The sequence below is a fragment of the Pseudoxanthomonas sp. Soil82 genome (assembly GCF_040446535.1).
Taxonomy (GTDB): domain Bacteria; phylum Pseudomonadota; class Gammaproteobacteria; order Xanthomonadales; family Xanthomonadaceae; genus Pseudoxanthomonas; species Pseudoxanthomonas kaohsiungensis.
In genome coordinates, this window is sequence record NZ_JBEAAK010000003.1 from 57514 (window position 1) to 73271 (window position 15758).

Annotated in this window: 15 protein-coding genes; all 15 read right to left on the bottom strand. The window is 66.2% G+C overall.

Features of this window, described 5'->3' with window-relative positions; genetic code table 11:
• Positions 1–56: 56 nt before the first annotated feature.
• The gene (locus tag ABKA19_RS09225) at positions 57–476 is read right to left on the bottom strand and encodes a hypothetical protein (RefSeq protein ID WP_024867875.1); all 420 of its coding nucleotides are present in this window, start codon (positions 474–476) and stop codon (positions 57–59) included.
• Positions 477–556: 80 nt separating this feature from the next.
• Positions 557–1222 (bottom strand): methyltransferase family protein, encoded by a 666-nt coding sequence (locus tag ABKA19_RS09230; protein WP_353688656.1) that lies wholly within the window; start codon positions 1220–1222, stop codon positions 557–559.
• Complete coding sequence (locus tag ABKA19_RS09235) at positions 1209–1538, bottom strand: DUF2933 domain-containing protein (protein ID WP_081759952.1); 330 nt, start codon at positions 1536–1538, stop codon at positions 1209–1211. The genes ABKA19_RS09230 and ABKA19_RS09235 overlap by 14 nt, the downstream gene beginning before the upstream one ends.
• The gene (locus ABKA19_RS09240) at positions 1535–2047 is read right to left on the bottom strand and encodes a MerR family transcriptional regulator (RefSeq protein ID WP_353688657.1); all 513 of its coding nucleotides are present in this window, start codon (positions 2045–2047) and stop codon (positions 1535–1537) included. The genes ABKA19_RS09235 and ABKA19_RS09240 overlap by 4 nt, the downstream gene beginning before the upstream one ends.
• Before the next feature lie 172 nt (positions 2048–2219).
• Complete coding sequence (locus ABKA19_RS09245; protein WP_353688658.1) at positions 2220–5369, bottom strand: efflux RND transporter permease subunit; 3150 nt, start codon at positions 5367–5369, stop codon at positions 2220–2222.
• 1 nt (position 5370) lies between these two features.
• Entirely contained in the window at positions 5371–6864 is a 1494-nt protein-coding gene (locus ABKA19_RS09250) for an efflux RND transporter periplasmic adaptor subunit (protein ID WP_298855026.1), read from the bottom strand.
• Positions 6861–8183, bottom strand: coding sequence for a TolC family protein (locus tag ABKA19_RS09255; RefSeq protein ID WP_353688659.1), 1323 nt, complete (start codon positions 8181–8183; stop codon positions 6861–6863). The genes ABKA19_RS09250 and ABKA19_RS09255 overlap by 4 nt, the downstream gene beginning before the upstream one ends.
• 591 nt (positions 8184–8774) lie before the next feature.
• Positions 8775–11201: a heavy metal translocating P-type ATPase gene (locus tag ABKA19_RS09260; protein WP_502945771.1), complete on the bottom strand. Its 2427-nt coding sequence runs from the start codon at positions 11199–11201 to the stop codon at positions 8775–8777.
• A gap of 136 nt (positions 11202–11337) precedes the next feature.
• On the bottom strand, positions 11338–11829 hold the full coding sequence (locus tag ABKA19_RS09265) for a DUF305 domain-containing protein (RefSeq protein WP_353688661.1): 492 nt from the start codon (positions 11827–11829) through the stop codon (positions 11338–11340).
• A 163-nt stretch (positions 11830–11992) separates the two neighbouring features.
• The gene (gene copD, locus ABKA19_RS09270) at positions 11993–12922 is read right to left on the bottom strand and encodes a copper homeostasis membrane protein CopD (protein WP_282884646.1); all 930 of its coding nucleotides are present in this window, start codon (positions 12920–12922) and stop codon (positions 11993–11995) included.
• A 10-nt stretch (positions 12923–12932) separates the two neighbouring features.
• Complete coding sequence (copC, locus tag ABKA19_RS09275) at positions 12933–13316, bottom strand: copper homeostasis periplasmic binding protein CopC (protein ID WP_353688662.1); 384 nt, start codon at positions 13314–13316, stop codon at positions 12933–12935.
• Between the two features lie 171 nt (positions 13317–13487).
• Positions 13488–13856 (bottom strand): four-helix bundle copper-binding protein, encoded by a 369-nt coding sequence (locus ABKA19_RS09280; RefSeq protein ID WP_353688663.1) that lies wholly within the window; start codon positions 13854–13856, stop codon positions 13488–13490.
• Positions 13857–13908: 52 nt separating this feature from the next.
• Complete coding sequence (locus tag ABKA19_RS09285) at positions 13909–14433, bottom strand: DUF411 domain-containing protein (protein ID WP_502945756.1); 525 nt, start codon at positions 14431–14433, stop codon at positions 13909–13911.
• Between the two features lie 14 nt (positions 14434–14447).
• Entirely contained in the window at positions 14448–14957 is a 510-nt protein-coding gene (locus ABKA19_RS09290) for a YybH family protein (RefSeq protein WP_353688664.1), read from the bottom strand.
• Positions 14958–14974: 17 nt separating this feature from the next.
• On the bottom strand, positions 14975–15745 hold the full coding sequence (locus ABKA19_RS09295) for a c-type cytochrome (protein WP_353688665.1): 771 nt from the start codon (positions 15743–15745) through the stop codon (positions 14975–14977).
• Between the last annotated feature and the right edge of the window lie 13 nt (positions 15746–15758).

Consider the following 15758-nt stretch of genomic DNA (forward strand, 5'->3'; position numbering starts at 1 on the left):
TGATGGCGGACAGCGGGCACACGTCCGACGCAGATCGCGCCGGACGCGTGGCTTGCTCACGGTCGAATCAGCTCGACGATGTCATTGACCTTGGGCTTTCCGGAGATCACTTCAGCCTCTGCGTAGTGGTCGTCGAACAGCCCGGTGATGCGCACCTGACCGACGGCTTCCCGGCGAAAGCGCGGCCCGATATCCCGGGGACCGCGGTTACGGCGCTTGTGCCGGATCACATCCAGCACCTGGTCGACCTGGGCTCCGTCGGCCTTGCCGACGCAGACCACCAGTGTGTCGTCCTGCGTCTCCAGAACCTGGCCGCGCATCAACACGTTGTGGCGGAACCCGCCTTCGCTCGCGGAAGCAGCCCCCGGCAGTGCGAAGGAGAAGGCAAAGGCGCCCGCCAGCGCCAGCGCGGCGAACCAGCGATTGGGATTGGTGCGTGGGCCAGCAAAACAGGCGGCATGTGTGACGTTGTTCATTGTGTGGACTCCTTGAATGGATGTGAGGCGAAACAGCGAGACTGCGAGAGCACAAACGGATGGAACACGACGGTCGGCCTTCATCGGACTTCCCCCGCCGATCGGACAGGACCGCGCCGGCGTCGCGGTATGAAGGCCGGCACCTCCTGCATGTAGCTCACGTAGTCCTCGCCGAAGCGGCTCAGGCAATCTCTCTCCTCACGACGCGCGAGGCGGGCATAGGCCCACACCAGCACCGGATAGCTGGCGAGCGTGAGCAGCGTGGGCCACTGCAGGAGGAAACCAGTCAGTACGAGTACGAAGGCGACGTACTGCGGGTGACGCATGCGTGCATACGCGCCCTCCCGGGCAAGCCGACCCTCACGCTGTGCCCGATACAGCACGGGCCAGGCTGCCGACAGGAGCCAGAACCCGCCGCCGATCAGGATGAAACTCGCCAGGTGGAATGGACCGAAATGCGGATTGGCGCGCCAGCCGAACCACATCTCCAGCAGATGGCCGGCGTCGTGGCTGAGCCAGTTGACCTGCGGATAGTTGGCGCTGAGCCACCCGCCCAAGACGTACAGCGTCAGCGGGAAGCCATACATTTCCGCGAACAGGGCCAAGACGAAGGCGGAGAACATACCGAACCCACGCCAGTCCCAACGGGTCAGCGGTTTGTAGAAGCTCCAGGCGAAGAAGATGAAGAACGCGGCGTTGATGGCGGCGAGGAGCCAAAGACCGTAGCCGGAGTCAGGTGCGTGCATGTCGGTGTCCTTCGTTCGAGGTGTCGGACGTTTCGTCGTTCCATGCCCGGTTCCGACGGCTCTGATGGTGGCCATGGGGTGGGTCGTCGGCATTGCCGTCGCGCCCATGACTTCCGTCGCCTCCATGACCGCCATGCCCTTTGTGCATGAACACATGCATCAAGGGACACAGCAGCAAGATGGCCAGCGGCAGCCAGCGGAGCGTCCCCGCAAGGTGGGCGCGGTGCTCGACGCCGAGATAGAACAGGGCCAGCGCCAGGAAGATCCAGAAGACCCAACGTCGGGACCCTGAGGTGGCAGGACCAGGAACAGTCATGGCAAGTTCTCCTGAGTGGGGCGGCGTCCAAGGAGTCGCCCCGGGGTGGACCTGACGAATCCGCCGCCCTCAGCGGCGGCAACGGATTCGATCAATGCGCAGACATCGTCGCCAGTCGGGATGGAGTCCGGCAGCGAAGTCCAGGCGTGGACGGCATGCTCCATCCGCCCGTGCATGGCCAGCAGGTTGTCCAGTTGCTGGCGGGTGTCTTCGAGTCTGCGTCGGATGATGTCGCGCACCAGCGGGCAGGGACTCCTTCGCAGAACACTGTGGCGGACGATTTCCTCGATCTCCGCCAGCGTGAAGCCGAGCTGTTGGGCGGTGCGAATGAAGCGCATGCGCTGGAGCTCCGAAGCCGAGAACAGCTGGTAGCCGCTCTCGGTGTGCCTCGCCGCCTGCAGCAGGCCGCGCCGCAGGTAGTTGCGCACCACATGCACCGTGACATCGCCCTGCCGTGCCAGCTGGCGGACCGTCATCAGCGGCAGCGTCACTTCTTCCTTGGTCGTCATCGGCTTGCTCCCGGCGAGGTGTTGATCAGGCTAGACCTGTGTCTCGCACACAGGTCAACCGGCCTTGCGGTGGGCGAAGCCAGTAACGCGCGAATTGGCCCTAGACGGACGGATGTTCGCGGCCACAGTTGCATGAACCGTCGGTCCCTGCCTGCGTTGAACGGCCCCATCACTACTTCTCCTTGGGTAGTGCGGAGGAGGGGTGCGGCTTCCTGGCCAGCTGCCGCTGCTTGATCAGCGAGTACAGCGCCGGGATCACGACCAGGGTGAGGATGGTCGAAGACACCATGCCACCTACCATCGGCGCAGCGATTCGGCGCATAACTTCCGAGCCAGTACCGCTGCTCCACATGATGGGCAGCAGGCCCGCCATGATCGCGACCACGGTCATCATCTTCGGGCGCACGCGGTCGACCGCGCCTTCGATGATGGCCTCGCGCAGGTCCCGTGAATCCAATGCCCGGCCTTCGGCCTGCCTCTGCGCGGCACGCGCTTCAAGTGCGTGGTCGAGGTAGATCAGCATCACCACGCCGGTTTCCGCGGCGACGCCGGCCAGCGCGATGAAGCCCACGATCACCGCGACGCTGGTGTTGTAGTCGAGCATCCACATCAGCCAGATGCCACCGACTAGTGCGAAGGGCACCGACAGCATCACGATCAGCGACTCGGTGACACGGCGGAAGTTGAGGTACAGCAGTAGGAAAATCAGCGCCAGCGTCACCGGAACGACGACACGCATCTTCTCCGCGGCACGTTGCATGTATTCGTACTGTCCACTCCAGGTCACGTAGTAGCCAGGCGGGAACTGCACCTGCTCGGTGACCGCTTCCTGCGCAGCCTTCACGTAGCGGCCGAGATCGCTCTCTCGGGTGTCGACGTAGATGTAAGCCGCCAGCATCGCGTTCTCGGTGCGGATGCTCGGCGCACCCTTCCTGACCTCAATCCGCGCCAGTTCGCCCAGCGGCACCTGGGCGCCGCCGGGCACCGGCACAAGGACTTGGCTGCCTATCCGGTGCGGATCGTCGCGGAGTTCGCGGGGATAGCGCACGATCGCGCTGAAGCGTTCGCGGCCCTGGAGGATGGTGGTGACGATCTCGCCGCCCAGCGCGGCGGCCACCACGTTCTGCACCTCGCCCAGGGTGACGCCGTACTGGGCCAAGCTGCCAAGGTCGGGGGTGATGTCGAGGTAGTAGGCGCCGGTCAGGCGTTCGGCGAACGCGCTGGTCGTGCCCGGCACTTCGCGCACCACGGCTTCGATCTCGGTGGCCAGCGCGTCGAGTTGCTCAAGGTCCGTGCCGAAGAGTTTGATGCCCACGGGCGTGCGGATGCCGGTGGCCAGCATGTCGGTGCGCGCCTTGATCGGCATCGTCCAGGAGTTGGCGACGCCCGGGAACTTCAGCGCCGCGTCCATCTCGGCGATGAGCTTGTCGGTGGTCATGCCGTCCCGCCATTCGTCCTCGGGCTTGAGGTTGATGACGGTCTCGAACATCTCCAGCGGCGCCGGGTCGGTGGCGGTCAGGGCGCGACCCGCCTTGCCGAACACCGACTCCACTTCCGGGAAGCCCTTGATGATCCGGTCCTGCTGCTGTAGCAGCTCCGATGCCTTGGTCACCGACATGCCGGGAAGCGACGCGGGCATGTACAGCAGCGTGCCTTCGTTGAGCGTGGGCATGAACTCGCTGCCCAGGCGCGATGCAGGCCACAGGCTGGCAAACAGGGCGACCAGCGCGAACATGACTGTGGCCATGCGGTGCCGCAGAACGACGTTGATGACCGGCCGATAGGCCGCAACCAGGAACCGGTTCACCGGATTCTTGTGCTCGGGCACGATCTTGCCGCGCACGAACAGCAGCATGAGTACCGGTACCAGCGTGATCGACAACAGCGCGCCACCGGCCATCGCGAAGGTCTTGGTGAAGGCCAGCGGCTTGAACAGGCGCCCTTCCTGCGCCTCCAGGGCGAACACCGGCAGGAAGGAGACGGTGATGATCATCAGGCTGAAGAACAGCGCCGGCCCGACCTCGCGACAGGCATCGATGATCAGCTGGGTCCGGCTGCGGGAGCCGTCGGAGCGCTCGATATGCTTGTGCGCGTTCTCGATCATCACGATCGCCGCGTCGACCATCACGCCAATCGAGATCGCGATGCCGCCCAGGCTCATGATGTTGGAGTTCATGCCCAGCATGCGCATCGCGATCACCGCGATCAGCACGCCGACGGGCAGCATGACGATCGCGACCAGCGCGCTGCGCGCATGGAACAGGAATACCAGGCACACCAGTGCGACGATCAGGCTCTCCTCGAGCAGCGTCGTGCGTAGCGTCTTGATCGCGCGCACGATGAGATCGGAGCGGTCGTAGACCGCCTGGACGCTGACGCCCTCGGGGAGTCCACTCGCAAGCTGGGCGATCTTGTCCTTCACCCCCCCGATCACGGCCAGGGCGTTTTCGCCGAAGCGCGCAATGACGATCCCGCCCACAACGTCGCCTTCGCCGTCCAGGTCGACGATGCCACGGCGCTCATCGGGTACCAGTTCGACCCGGGCGACGTCGCCGATCAGCACCGGTGCGCCCCCTTCGGCGCGCAGAACCAGGCTCTCGATATCCTCGATACCGCGCAGGTAGCCGCGGCCCCGCACCATGTACTCGGTCTCGGCCATCTCGATCACGCGGCCGCCGACGTCGCGGTTGCTCTCGGCGATCACCTCGGACACGCGTGAAATCGGGATGTCGAACTCGCGCAGCCGGACCGGATCGACGGTGATCGAGTACTGGCGCACGAAGCCGCCGACGCTGGCGACCTCGGCCACGCCGGGCGCGGTGGTGAGCTGGTAACGCAGGTACCAGTCCTGCATCGCGCGCAGCTCGTCCAGCGAGTGGCGGTCGCTCTGCAGCACGTACTGGTAGACCCAGCCCACGCCGGACGCGTCGGGTCCCAGTGCCGGTGCCACGCCAGCCGGCAGGTTTTTCGATGCGACGTTGAGGTTCTCGAGCACGCGCGAGCGCGCCCAGTACAAGTCCGTGCCTTCTTCGAAGATGACGTAGATGAAGGAGGCGCCGAAGAACGAGAAGCCGCGGACGTCCTTCGACTTCGGCGTCGCGAGCAGGGCGCTGGTCAGCGGATAGGTGACCTGGTCCTCGACCACCTGGGGCGCCTGCCCCGGGTACTCCGTGAACACGATCACCTGCACGTCCGACAGATCCGGTTGTGCGTCCAGCGGCGTCTTCATCAGTGCGTAGATGCCACCGGCGACAATCGCCAGCGCCATCAGCAGCACCAGGAAGACGTTGCGCACCGACCATTCAACGAGACGGCCAAGCATGTCAGTGCCCCTCGTGGCTGGTGGCGGGAGCAGGTGTGCCGTGGTCGTTCATCGTTCCATGGTCGCCATGGCTGTCATGGCCGTCGGACGCGCCAGGATCGCTGGCGGCAGCCGGTGGATCTCCCGATGTCGCCGGTATGGCATGGCCTGCGTGGGGATCAGCGACCTCGTCAACATGACCTGCGTGCGGATCGACGGCGTCCTCACCGTGCCCGGCGTGTGGATCCTCAGTGGTGCCCGAAGGCGCGCCGTGTCCTGCATGACCCTCAAGCCCCTGGAGTGCCGACTGCAGGTTGCTTTCGGCGTCGATCAGGAAGTTGGCGGAGACCACGACCTGTTCGCCTTCGGCGATCCCGTCGAGCACTTCGATGCGATCGCCGCCACGGCGACCCAGGGTGACGTCGCGCGGTGCGAACCGGCCGGGGCCGGTCTCGACCAGCACCACCTGGCGCGTGCCGCTGTCGAGCACGGCCGAACGCGGAACGGTCAGGACCGGTCCAGCCCCCGGCTCCTCCAGCACCACCGTCCCATACAGCCCGGGACGCAGGTCGCCAGTAGGGTTGGGCAGGGCGATGCGCACGTCCACGGTGCGCGTCATCGCATCGATGACGGGCTGCACGAAGGTGACCTCGCCCTCGGCCACCTGGCCCGGCAGGGCCACGGTTTCGAAGCGGGCGGGCTGGCCGGGCTGGATGCCCGCGGCCTGCGCCGCCGGGACCTTGGCGATCACCCACACCGTCGACAGGTCCGCCAGGCGCAGGATGGTTTCGCCGGGCTCGAAGCGTGCGCCCTGGACCACCGGCTTCTCGATCACGACCCCGTCCGCGGGCGCGGTGAGCACCAGCCCCGTCTTGCCGAGTTGCGCGTCGCTGATTTCCCAGTTGCGCAGGCGGGTGCGTGCGGCATCGCGCAGGCGGGTCATCGATGCCGCGCTCGCGGGATCGGACCCGGCCAACCTGCGGGCGGTCTCGTCGGCCAGCCGGTATTCCTGCTGCGCCGCCGCCAACTGTGGGCTGTAGACGGAGAGCAGCGGCTGCCCGGCGCGGACGCGCATGCCGGTCTGGTTCGCGTACAGCCGCTCCACCCAGCCTTCAAAGCGGGGCGCGATCGCGTACTGCCGGGTCTCGTCGACCTCGACCGTGCCGCTGGTGCGCACGGTGGCGGACATGGCTCCTCGCTTGACCGCCTCGGTGCGCACGCCCAGCGCCTGCACCTTGTCCGGGGGCAGCACCACCGTACCCGGCGCCGCCGGCGGGGCGTCGTCGGCATAGACCGGGACGTAGTCCATGCCCATCGAATCCTTCTTCGGCACCGGCGACGTGTCCGCCAGGCCCATCGGATTGCGGTAATAGAGCACCTTGCGTTCCGCGGCCGCTGCCTCGGCGGACGTGGCTGCGGTGGGCGAATCGTTCGTGGCGCGGCCCGCCATCCAGCCGACGGCGAGTGCGGCGAGTGCGACGCCGATGGCGAGCGACAGGGTCTGGACACGGGTCATCGGATCTCTCCTTCGATGGCGCGCACGGCGGCGGCGCCCAACAGTTCGTCACGCAGTGCATCGACCCGTGCGAGGTCGGCGCCCTGCCATTCATTGAGTGCTTCCAGCAGCGTCCCGAAGTCGACTTCGCCGACCTGGTAGCTGGCCAGCGCGGACTGCCAGGTGGCGTCGGCCTGCGGCAGCAGCGTGTTCTCGATCAGCGCGCGGCGCTCGCGTGCGCTGGTCCACTGCGACCAGGCGGAGGCGCCGCTTTCCTCGACGGCCCGCAACGTGGCATCTCTGCGGGCCAGCGCCGCGTCTTCGAGCAGGCGCGACTCGCGCTCGCGTTCGCGGCGGGCGCGCTGCTGGAACGGGATCTCGACCTCGAGCATCAGCTCGGTGCTTTCGAGGCCGTTGCCGAGCTGCATCGCACCCACGCCCAGGGTGATGTCCGGAAAGCGGTTGCGACGCTGCAGCACCACGTTCGTGCGCGCCGCCTCGGCGCGGGCCTGCTGCGAGCGCACCGCGGGATGCGCATCGGCGTCATCCAGTGCCTCGGCAAGCGAGGCGCTGTGGACGGCGAGGCGCGGCGCCTCGCCGGGAGTCGCCAGCGGTGCATCGGACCGGCGCCCCAGCACCGCGTTCAAGGTGGCGGCCGCCTCCTGCTTGGTCGCGAGGCGTTCGATCCGCTCGCGCTGTAGGCTGGTCTGCTCGACCTGGGCGCGGATGGCATCCTGCTGCGCCGCGCGACCCAGGGCGTAGCGCACGCCGGCTATTTCCTCGACCTGCCGGAGCAGGGCGATGCGGCGGTCGAGCACGGCCACGGCCTGATCGGCATGCCAGTAGCGCACGTACGCCGCTTCAGCCTCTGCCAGCAGGTCGCGCGCCGCGGTGATGCGGTCAAGCCCGACCGCGACCGCGTCCTGGCTGGCCGCGGTCCGCGCCAGACCACGCTTGCCCCAGAGCGGGAAGCGCTGGCGCAGCGCGTAGTTCACCTCGCGCTCGGCACCGGCGGTGCGCCAGGGCTTGTCCGGATCGAGGCCGCGGAATCCAACCGAGGCCATCGGATCGGGCAGGGCACCTGCGGGAAGGATCCTCGCTTCGGCGGCCTGGGTTTCGAAGTCCATGGCCCGCAGCTCGGGGTTGTGTTCCAGAACCCAGGTGCGGATCGACTCGAGGCTGTGCCCCGGGATGGGGTCGGTGGCGGTCGCGGGCAGCGCCAGCGTCCACAAGCCGCCGGCGAACACGCAGGCAAGCAGGTGCCGGAGCAGTGGCCGACGGCGGAACAGCGGGTAAGGGTGCAGGCGCCTGGCCTGCATCGGGTCGAACAGGGATGCCATATCAGTGTCCTTGGGCCGACGCGACGCAGGTCGCTCGGACGAGGCAGAACACATGCCGTGACGCGCACGGCACGAACGCACAGCACTGCGCCGCACAGAGGCGTGCGGAGCAGTCAGCGTTCGGGCATCAGATCAGCAGGAGAGCCGCTGGATGGGCGGTGGGGCGGTGCCAGGCGGGCCTGGGTGGTGCATCCACCCATGCAGACGAAACCCCGGGACCGGCGTCTGCGGTCTGAGCGACCGCGAACCAGGAGAGCCACGCACCGACAATAAGCGGTGGCACCGGGGGGATGCGACTGCTGTCAGCCGAAATGCCCCCTTCGCTGCAATGTGCGGCACACAGCGCCGTGTCCGCTGAGGGAAGATCGGCGTCACAGCCGTGGTTGGGGTCGTGTTGGGCGTATGCGTCAGCCCCCTCTGCGGTGGTCGCTCCCGGGAGATCCAGGCAACCGCCATGACCGGCCAGCGCGAACTGGGACCAGAGTAGCGCCACCATCGCGAGAAGGGCGGTGCGCTGGAACCAGTTCCGGTGGCGACGGCGGATCATGACTCGAGGTTACCTCTAGCGCGGTCCAATGCAACTGATTCAGATCAACCCTGGGCCAGATCGGGCGTCTGGTCGGGCGTGGTCGCCTTTGGTGACGCCGGAACTGCGGCCGACCTTGCCAGGCGCAGCGCGTTGGCCACCACCGACACCGAGCTCAGGCTCATGGCAAGCGCCGCGACCATCGGGCTCAGCAGTATCCCGAACGCGGGGTAGAGCACCCCGGCCGCAACCGGAACCCCCAGCGCGTTGTAGAGAAACGCGAAGGTGAGGTTCTGCTTCATGTTGGCCACGGTGGCCTGCGAGATCTTCCGGGCGCGCAGGATGCCGCGCAGGTCGCCCTTGACCAGGGTGATCTGCGCGCTCGACATCGCGACGTCGGTGCCCGTGCCCATGGCGATGCCGACGTCGGCGGCCGCCAGCGCCGGCGCGTCGTTGATGCCGTCGCCCGCCATGGCCACCCGCCGGCCTTCGCCCTTGAGGCGCTGCACCAGCTGGGCCTTGTCCTCGGGGCGGACCTCGCCATGTACCTCGTCCAGGCCCAGCTCGGTGGCCACGGCGCGTGCGGTGGTGAGCCCGTCGCCGGTGGCCATGATGATGTGCAGCCCGGCAGCGTGCAGCTCGTTGATGGCGGCCGCAGCCGATGCCTTGATCGGGTCGGCGACAGCGACCAGGCCCGCCAGCCGCCCGTCCACGGCCAGGAACATGGCGCTCGAGCCCTCGCGGCGCATGCGCTCGGCCACGTCGACATGCGCGCCGGGATTGGCGCCCAGGTCGTCCATGAGTGCGGTATTGCCCAGCGCAAGCGCGTGGCCGGCCACGGTTCCGCGCACACCCATGCCGGTGACCGAGTCGAAGTCCTCCACGCGGTCGAACTCGAAGTTCCGGCGCCGGGCTTCGGCCACGATCGCATCGGCTAGCGGGTGCTCGCTGCCCTGGTCCAGGCTGGCCGCCAGGTGCAGGACCCGGTCGGCGTCGAAGCCGTCGAAGGCCACGACTTCTCTGAAGGCCGGGCGGCCCTCGGTGAGTGTGCCGGTCTTGTCGACGATCAGGGTGTCGATGCGGCGCATGTGTTCGATGGCCTCGGCATCCCGGAACAGCACGCCGACCTGCGCCGCCTGTCCGGTGGCGACCATGATCGACATCGGCGTCGCCAGGCCCAGCGCGCACGGACACGCGATGATCAGCACCGAAACCGCGTTCAGCACGGCATAGGTCCAGGACGGATCCGGGCCGAAGTAACCCCAGATGAAGAAGGTCGCGACCGAGATCGCCAGCACCGCCAGCACGAACCAGTAAGCGACGGTGTCGGCCATCCGCTGCATCGGCGCGCGGGAGCGCTGCGCCTGCGCGACCAGCTGCACGATCTGCGACAGCACGGTGTCGGAGCCCACCTTGGCGGCGCGGATCACGAGCGCGCCGGTGCCGTTCTGGGTCGCGCCGATGACCTGGTCGCCCGCGGTCTTCCCGACCGGGATGGGTTCGCCGGTCAGCATTGACTCGTCGACGCTGGAGCGGCCTTCCACCACTTCGCCATCCACCGGCACCTTCTCGCCGGGACGCACCCGCAGGTGGTCGCCGACGTGGACGTGGGTCAGCGGGATGTCTTCCTCGGTGCCATCGGGATTGAGCCGGCGGGCTTCCTTTGGCGCCAGGCCCAGCAGTCCCTTGATCGCCGCCGACGTTTTCGAACGTGCCCGCAGCTCCAGCATCTGGCCCAGCAGCGTCAGCGACACGATCACCGCCGCCGCTTCGTAATACACGCCGACGCGGCCATGCTCGTTGAACGAGGCCGGGAACAGCCCGGGTGCAAAGGTGGCGACCAGGCTGTAGCCAAAGGCCGCCGCGACGCCGATCCCGATGAGCGTGAACATGTTCGGGTGGAGGTTGCGGATCGACTGCACGCAGCGTTCGAAGAACGGCCAGCCGGCCCACAGCACGACCGGGGTGGTCAGCACCAGCTCGACCCAGGTCTGCACGTCGATCGACAGCGGCAGGAGCTGCACGCCGCCCAGTTCGAGGCTTGGGAGATGCCGGCCGAACATGGCCAGCACCAACGTCACCACCGTCAGCGGAAGCGTCCACCAGAACCGGCGCGAGAAGTCGCGAAGTTCCGGATTGTCATCGTCCTCCAGGCTGGGCATTTCCGGCTCCAGCGCCATGCCGCAGAAGGGACAGGTGCCGGGACCGGGTTGCCGGACTTCCGGATGCATCGGGCAGGTATAGATGGCGCCGGGCTGTGCCACCTCGGGCTCCCGTGGCGACAGGTAGCGCTCGGGATCCTCGACGAACTTCGCGCGGCAGCGCTCCGAACAGAAGTGGAAGGGGACGCCGGCGTGGTCCGCATGATGCGGCGTGGTGGCGGGATCCACCTGCATGCCGCAGACCGGGTCGGTCACCCGACCATTCGCGGTTCCAGCAGTGGTGGTCGCGTCATCAGGGTGGGAATGGTGGTGGGAAGACGGTGGGTTCATGCCAGATGATCTTCGAATTGGAATGGACTGCCAAGGTTCCAGTTGCACTGCATCCGTGAAGTCTGCCTGATGCTGGAGCCAGGCCGGGCGGAATCCCCCTCCGAAGACGGGCAGCAGATGGAGATGGTTAAGAAGCCTAGTCGAGACGGGATCTGATGCTCTCCATCTGGTCGATTTCGGAGCGCTGCGCCTTGGTGATGTCGTCACACAGTGCCAGCAGCTCGGCGTCATGCAAGCCGGCTTCCCGGCACATGAGGATCGCACCCGAGTGATGGGGGATCATCGAATCGATGAACTGTCGGTCATCCACGAGCGCCTGCGCCCGGGTTGCGGCGAATGAGCCGATCGTCACTACGGCGAAGATCGCATGGAGCGCAAGGTTCAGGCGCTTCTTGGGGAACATGCCAGGCATGGTGGCGAGCATAAATATCCCCATGGGAGCCCACATGGTCAGTGCCATGTAGAACATGTTCAGGTTGTTCCGGAAGTCGTGGACACCGTCGATCATCGAGAACATGACGATGTACATGACCGCAAGACCGAACACCATGTTGACCCAGAACAACAGATAGGGACGACCGCCGCCCTCGGAATTCTTGTGACCTGTGCCGTGATCAACGTGTGCCATGTCGATTCTCCTGGTGTTTCCGACTTGATATCCCACCCCGATGCCCAGCATCCTCAAAAGCCTTGCACTGCCAAAGTTAGGGAAACGTGTGCGGTCGGGACCATGTTGCTTCGGATGCATCGGGCACGCATGACCTGCCAGCATGTGCCATGGAAAGGAATAGTCAAACGGGGCTGAGCGTCCCGAGCACTGAAACGACAATCAGGATCAAGATGGCCAGCGCGGCCTCGGCCGTCACACTCTGCCGCAAGACCCGCACCTGTCGCGCAGGGTCACCGCTGCTCAGCGCCCGTCCCAGACGCGGCACCAGCGTCCATCGGTGCAACGCTCCCAGGACGAGCATTCCACCAAACAGGGAAAGCTTGAACAGCAGCAAGTTTCCGTAGGTGCTCTGCAGCAGCGCCGACAATGACCATGCGGTGAGATCTCCATAGTGCGCGATTCCGGACAAGACGAGCGCAGCAACGAAAATCGTTCCCAGCGTCGAAAATCCATGCAGGAAGTCATGCGTCGATCGCAGACGCCCGATGTCCGAGGGCTCCTTGTCGCGCAGGAGCATCCCCAGAAACATCAGGACCGCTGCGATCCAGCCACCTGCCGCGAGAAGATGGATGAAGCCCGCAGCAAGCCGGACCGCGCCTGCCACGCCCTCGCCAGCAGCGGCGTGGCCGTTCCATGCCAGCGAAGCGAGTGCGCCGCCCGCCAGCGTCGCCGCCAGCGGGAAGGCGGACTCCACCTTTCCGCGGCGGCGATGCCATCCGAGCACACACACCATGGCGATCAGCAGCGCGCCTCTCGCCATGGCTGCGCGGCCTGCGGACGTCTCAAACAGATACCAGCCAAGCGATTCGCGATCAACGTCGGCGACCGGCATTCCCATGATGCCGGCGGTCTTGAAGACGACATCGGCCCCGGTCAGCACGAGCCCGACGGCGGCACTCACCAACAGAACGCCCATGAATGGCCACCCGGCCAGGGCGTCGGCGAGTGCCGGTCGACGCGAACCGTACCAACCGAACAGTGGAACCCCGAAAAGAACCATGAGAACCAGATATTCGAGGAATCTCAGTGCATAAGCCGACAGGTCGAACATTCGCGACTCCTCAGCGCACCGTGAAGCTGAAGCTGCCCGGCATGGGGTGGTTGTCACCACCGACCGCGCGGTACTCCACGGTGTAGACGCCCGGAGCAAGCGGACCAGTCAACCTGGCGCGCAGGGTCTTTCCGTTGTTGACGATCTCGGTGGTGAAGTTCTCGATCGGCATGGCGGAGCTGCCGTGCTTCATGAGCAACTTGAGACGCGACGCCCGCGGAATCAGTGTTTCGTTGAACACGAGATCGATCTGGCCTGGAGAGGCCACCACCGCATCTGCCGCCGGTGTGGACTGCTGCAGCGCAGCGTGGGCATGCGCGATCTGCAGCGAGAACTGCCCTGCAGCGATCGCCAGGACGAGCGCGAAGGAGCGGAAAAGGTCTGACGACTTCATGGATTGTCCTCTTTGCGAGTGTGATGCAAGGTCCCGTTCCTGGGGCCGTGCAGTGGTGGACCCGACAGCGTTGGCTGCCTGCTTGTCAGTGAAACAACGGTTCGTCGACTCTTGATGCTTGTGGTTTCGCGAAGTGAGGATCCCGCTGGTTACGGCGGGATCCCCGACGCATCAGGCTGCCATGGCACTACAGCTTTCCGCGCAGCGGCGACAGGCATCGGCGCAGCGCGTCATCTCGGGGTCGTTCATGGCATCGCATGCATCGGCACACTGGCGGCAGATCTCCGCGCAGGCACCGCAAACGACGGAGTGAACGCTGGCGCCACGCAGCATCGCGTCGGCGCTGGTGGCGCAGATATCGGCACACGTCGCCAGCAGGGCGATGTGCTCCGGGGCTGCGTGGGCACCTCCTTTGCTTAGGCAATAGTTGATGGTCTCAAGGCAAATCGCGTGGCATTGCGTGCAGTTGTCGATGCACTCGTTCATGGCCTGAGACCGGTGGTCTTCGGAATGGTGAGTCATGTGGATCTCCTGCTTCATCGCGGACGAGAATCGGCGCGCCCGCAACACCGCCCCCTGGTGCTCTTGCGGATCAATGCTGTGCGAAGGGTTCGGTGGTTCCGTCGTGATGGACCAGCTCGACCGTATACGGCTGCTGGCGTCCTTCCGGGACCTCCATGCCCGGCGAACCGAGCGGCATTCCGGGCAGGACCAGGCCGCGTGCGTCCGGCTTTTCTTCGAGGAGGCGCTTGATGTCCTCGGCCGGGACATGGCCTTCGATGACGTATCCGCCGACCTCGGCCGTGTGGCAGGAGCCCTTTGCATAGGGGACACCCAGGCGCTCCTTGACCGGACCCAGGTCATCCATGTCATGCACATCCACGGTGAACCCCGCCTTCTTCACGTGGTCGATCCAGCTACCGCAGCACCCGCAGGTCGGGGTCTTGTGGACGGTCATGCGTGGCAGGGCGGCTGGAGTCGCGTCGGCTGTTTTCGGGACGACCTGTGCAGTGGGCGCGATGGTGGATTGCGCGGGTGTAGCCGCTTGGGTGCAGGCACCCAGGCCGGCGACCGCAAAAGCCGCCCACGCCAGTCGGTTCAATCTGCAGGTTTTCATTTCTGGTTCTCCGCTCAGCGCTTGGTCCGCGAAGACCAGTGGATGTGGGCGATCCGCCAACCGTCGGTGGTCTGCTTCAGCACCATGGTCTCGGTGCTCTGGACGGTCAGTGGCTTACCGTCTTTCTGGGCGTGCAGCTCGCTTTCGGTTCCGACCCATGCGAACTCACCAGCGGTGCGTGCACGCTGACGGAGCAGCTGGCGATGGGCGCCCTTGAGGAATGCCGCATCGCTGACTGCGTGATGACCCAGGTATTCCTCGCGGCTGCGCTCGGCACCACCGGACTCGAGGATGAGGACGTCGGGAGCGAGCAGGGATCCGACCGTGGCCAGGTCGCCGCTGGAGAGGGCGGCGTTGAAGCGCTCCGCCACGTCGACGGCGGCCTTCGCGGCGGCCGGCACGTCTACGTCCGCCGCTGCCGCAGCGGCGGGGTGATGTGCATGCGACTGTGCCGTCTGCGCCATTGCGGGCGACACCATTGCCAGCATCAGCGCGAGGCCAGACGAAATTGCTGTTGCATTCATTGTTCAACTCCAGGTTTTCAGTGAGTGTGCGCAGGGCCGTCTTCGGCCTCGGTCATATGGGGTGAAGGTGGAGACTGCACTTTGCCATCGGCATGGCGATGCTCTACCGCGCGGACTTCTGTGTCGGTAACACGCTTTCCGTGGTCATCGTCCATACCCGGCGACTGCGCGTGCGGCATCGCGTCGCTCCCGGCTGTGGGCTGGGCAGGGTGATCCTCCGTCGCCGCCTCGTCATGGTCGTCGTCGTGTGTCTCGCCGCCGCCATGCGCGTGGCCTTCGCTGCTGTCGACCAGTTCCCTGTATGCAGCCGCGTCGAGCGTGGGCAGCACCTGCAGGAACGCGGCCATGTTCCATATGTACTCGTCCTCCATGTTCTTGCCCCAGGCGGGCATGCCGCTTGCTTTGATCCCGTGCTTGATCACCCAGAACGCTTTTGGCGCATCGACCCCGTACTGGCTGAGGTTGGGCGGGGCTGGATACAGGCCTTGGCTCATCTCTGTTTCGGCCATCGATGGAGCCAGGTGGCACCCGGCGCACATCGCTGCGTAGTTGCCCGCGCCCTGCACGATTCTCGCTGGATCGTCCAGGCCCGGCGGGACGTCCAACCTTCCCGCACGCGCCAGGATGGAGCGCTCGCGTGCGGTCTCGAGCACAAAGTGCACGGGCCTGGTGTGCATGTCATCCGCGGCGACGTTGTATACGCCGCCCCAGATAAAGCCCGCCGCGCCCACTGCGGCAACCAGGGGAACTCCGATCAGCCAACCACGCTTGCGAGTCTTCGGTTGCATACGAGTACTCCGA

Bases quoted from the DNA above. Each gene is read 5' to 3' on its own strand.
- ABKA19_RS09285 (WP_502945756.1), bottom strand. From the start codon at position 14,433: ATGAAAACCTGCAGATTGAACCGACTGGCGTGGGCGGCTTTTGCGGTC.
- ABKA19_RS09245 (WP_353688658.1), bottom strand. From the start codon at position 5,369: ATGCTTGGCCGTCTCGTTGAATGGTCGGTGCGCAACGTCTTCCTGGTG.
- ABKA19_RS09260 (WP_502945771.1), bottom strand. From the start codon at position 11,201: ATGAACCCACCGTCTTCCCACCACCATTCCCACCCTGATGACGCGACC.
- ABKA19_RS09240 (WP_353688657.1), bottom strand. From the start codon at position 2,047: ATGACGACCAAGGAAGAAGTGACGCTGCCGCTGATGACGGTCCGCCAG.
- ABKA19_RS09235 (WP_081759952.1), bottom strand. From the start codon at position 1,538: ATGACTGTTCCTGGTCCTGCCACCTCAGGGTCCCGACGTTGGGTCTTC.
- ABKA19_RS09295 (WP_353688665.1), bottom strand. From the start codon at position 15,745: ATGCAACCGAAGACTCGCAAGCGTGGTTGGCTGATCGGAGTTCCCCTG.
- copC (WP_353688662.1), bottom strand. From the start codon at position 13,316: ATGAAGTCGTCAGACCTTTTCCGCTCCTTCGCGCTCGTCCTGGCGATC.
- copD (WP_282884646.1), bottom strand. From the start codon at position 12,922: ATGTTCGACCTGTCGGCTTATGCACTGAGATTCCTCGAATATCTGGTT.
- ABKA19_RS09255 (WP_353688659.1), bottom strand. From the start codon at position 8,183: ATGGCATCCCTGTTCGACCCGATGCAGGCCAGGCGCCTGCACCCTTAC.
- ABKA19_RS09265 (WP_353688661.1), bottom strand. From the start codon at position 11,829: ATGGCACACGTTGATCACGGCACAGGTCACAAGAATTCCGAGGGCGGC.
- ABKA19_RS09250 (WP_298855026.1), bottom strand. From the start codon at position 6,864: ATGACCCGTGTCCAGACCCTGTCGCTCGCCATCGGCGTCGCACTCGCC.
- ABKA19_RS09280 (WP_353688663.1), bottom strand. From the start codon at position 13,856: ATGAAGCAGGAGATCCACATGACTCACCATTCCGAAGACCACCGGTCT.
- ABKA19_RS09230 (WP_353688656.1), bottom strand. From the start codon at position 1,222: ATGCACGCACCTGACTCCGGCTACGGTCTTTGGCTCCTCGCCGCCATC.
- ABKA19_RS09290 (WP_353688664.1), bottom strand. From the start codon at position 14,957: ATGAATGCAACAGCAATTTCGTCTGGCCTCGCGCTGATGCTGGCAATG.
- ABKA19_RS09225 (WP_024867875.1), bottom strand. From the start codon at position 476: ATGAACAACGTCACACATGCCGCCTGTTTTGCTGGCCCACGCACCAAT.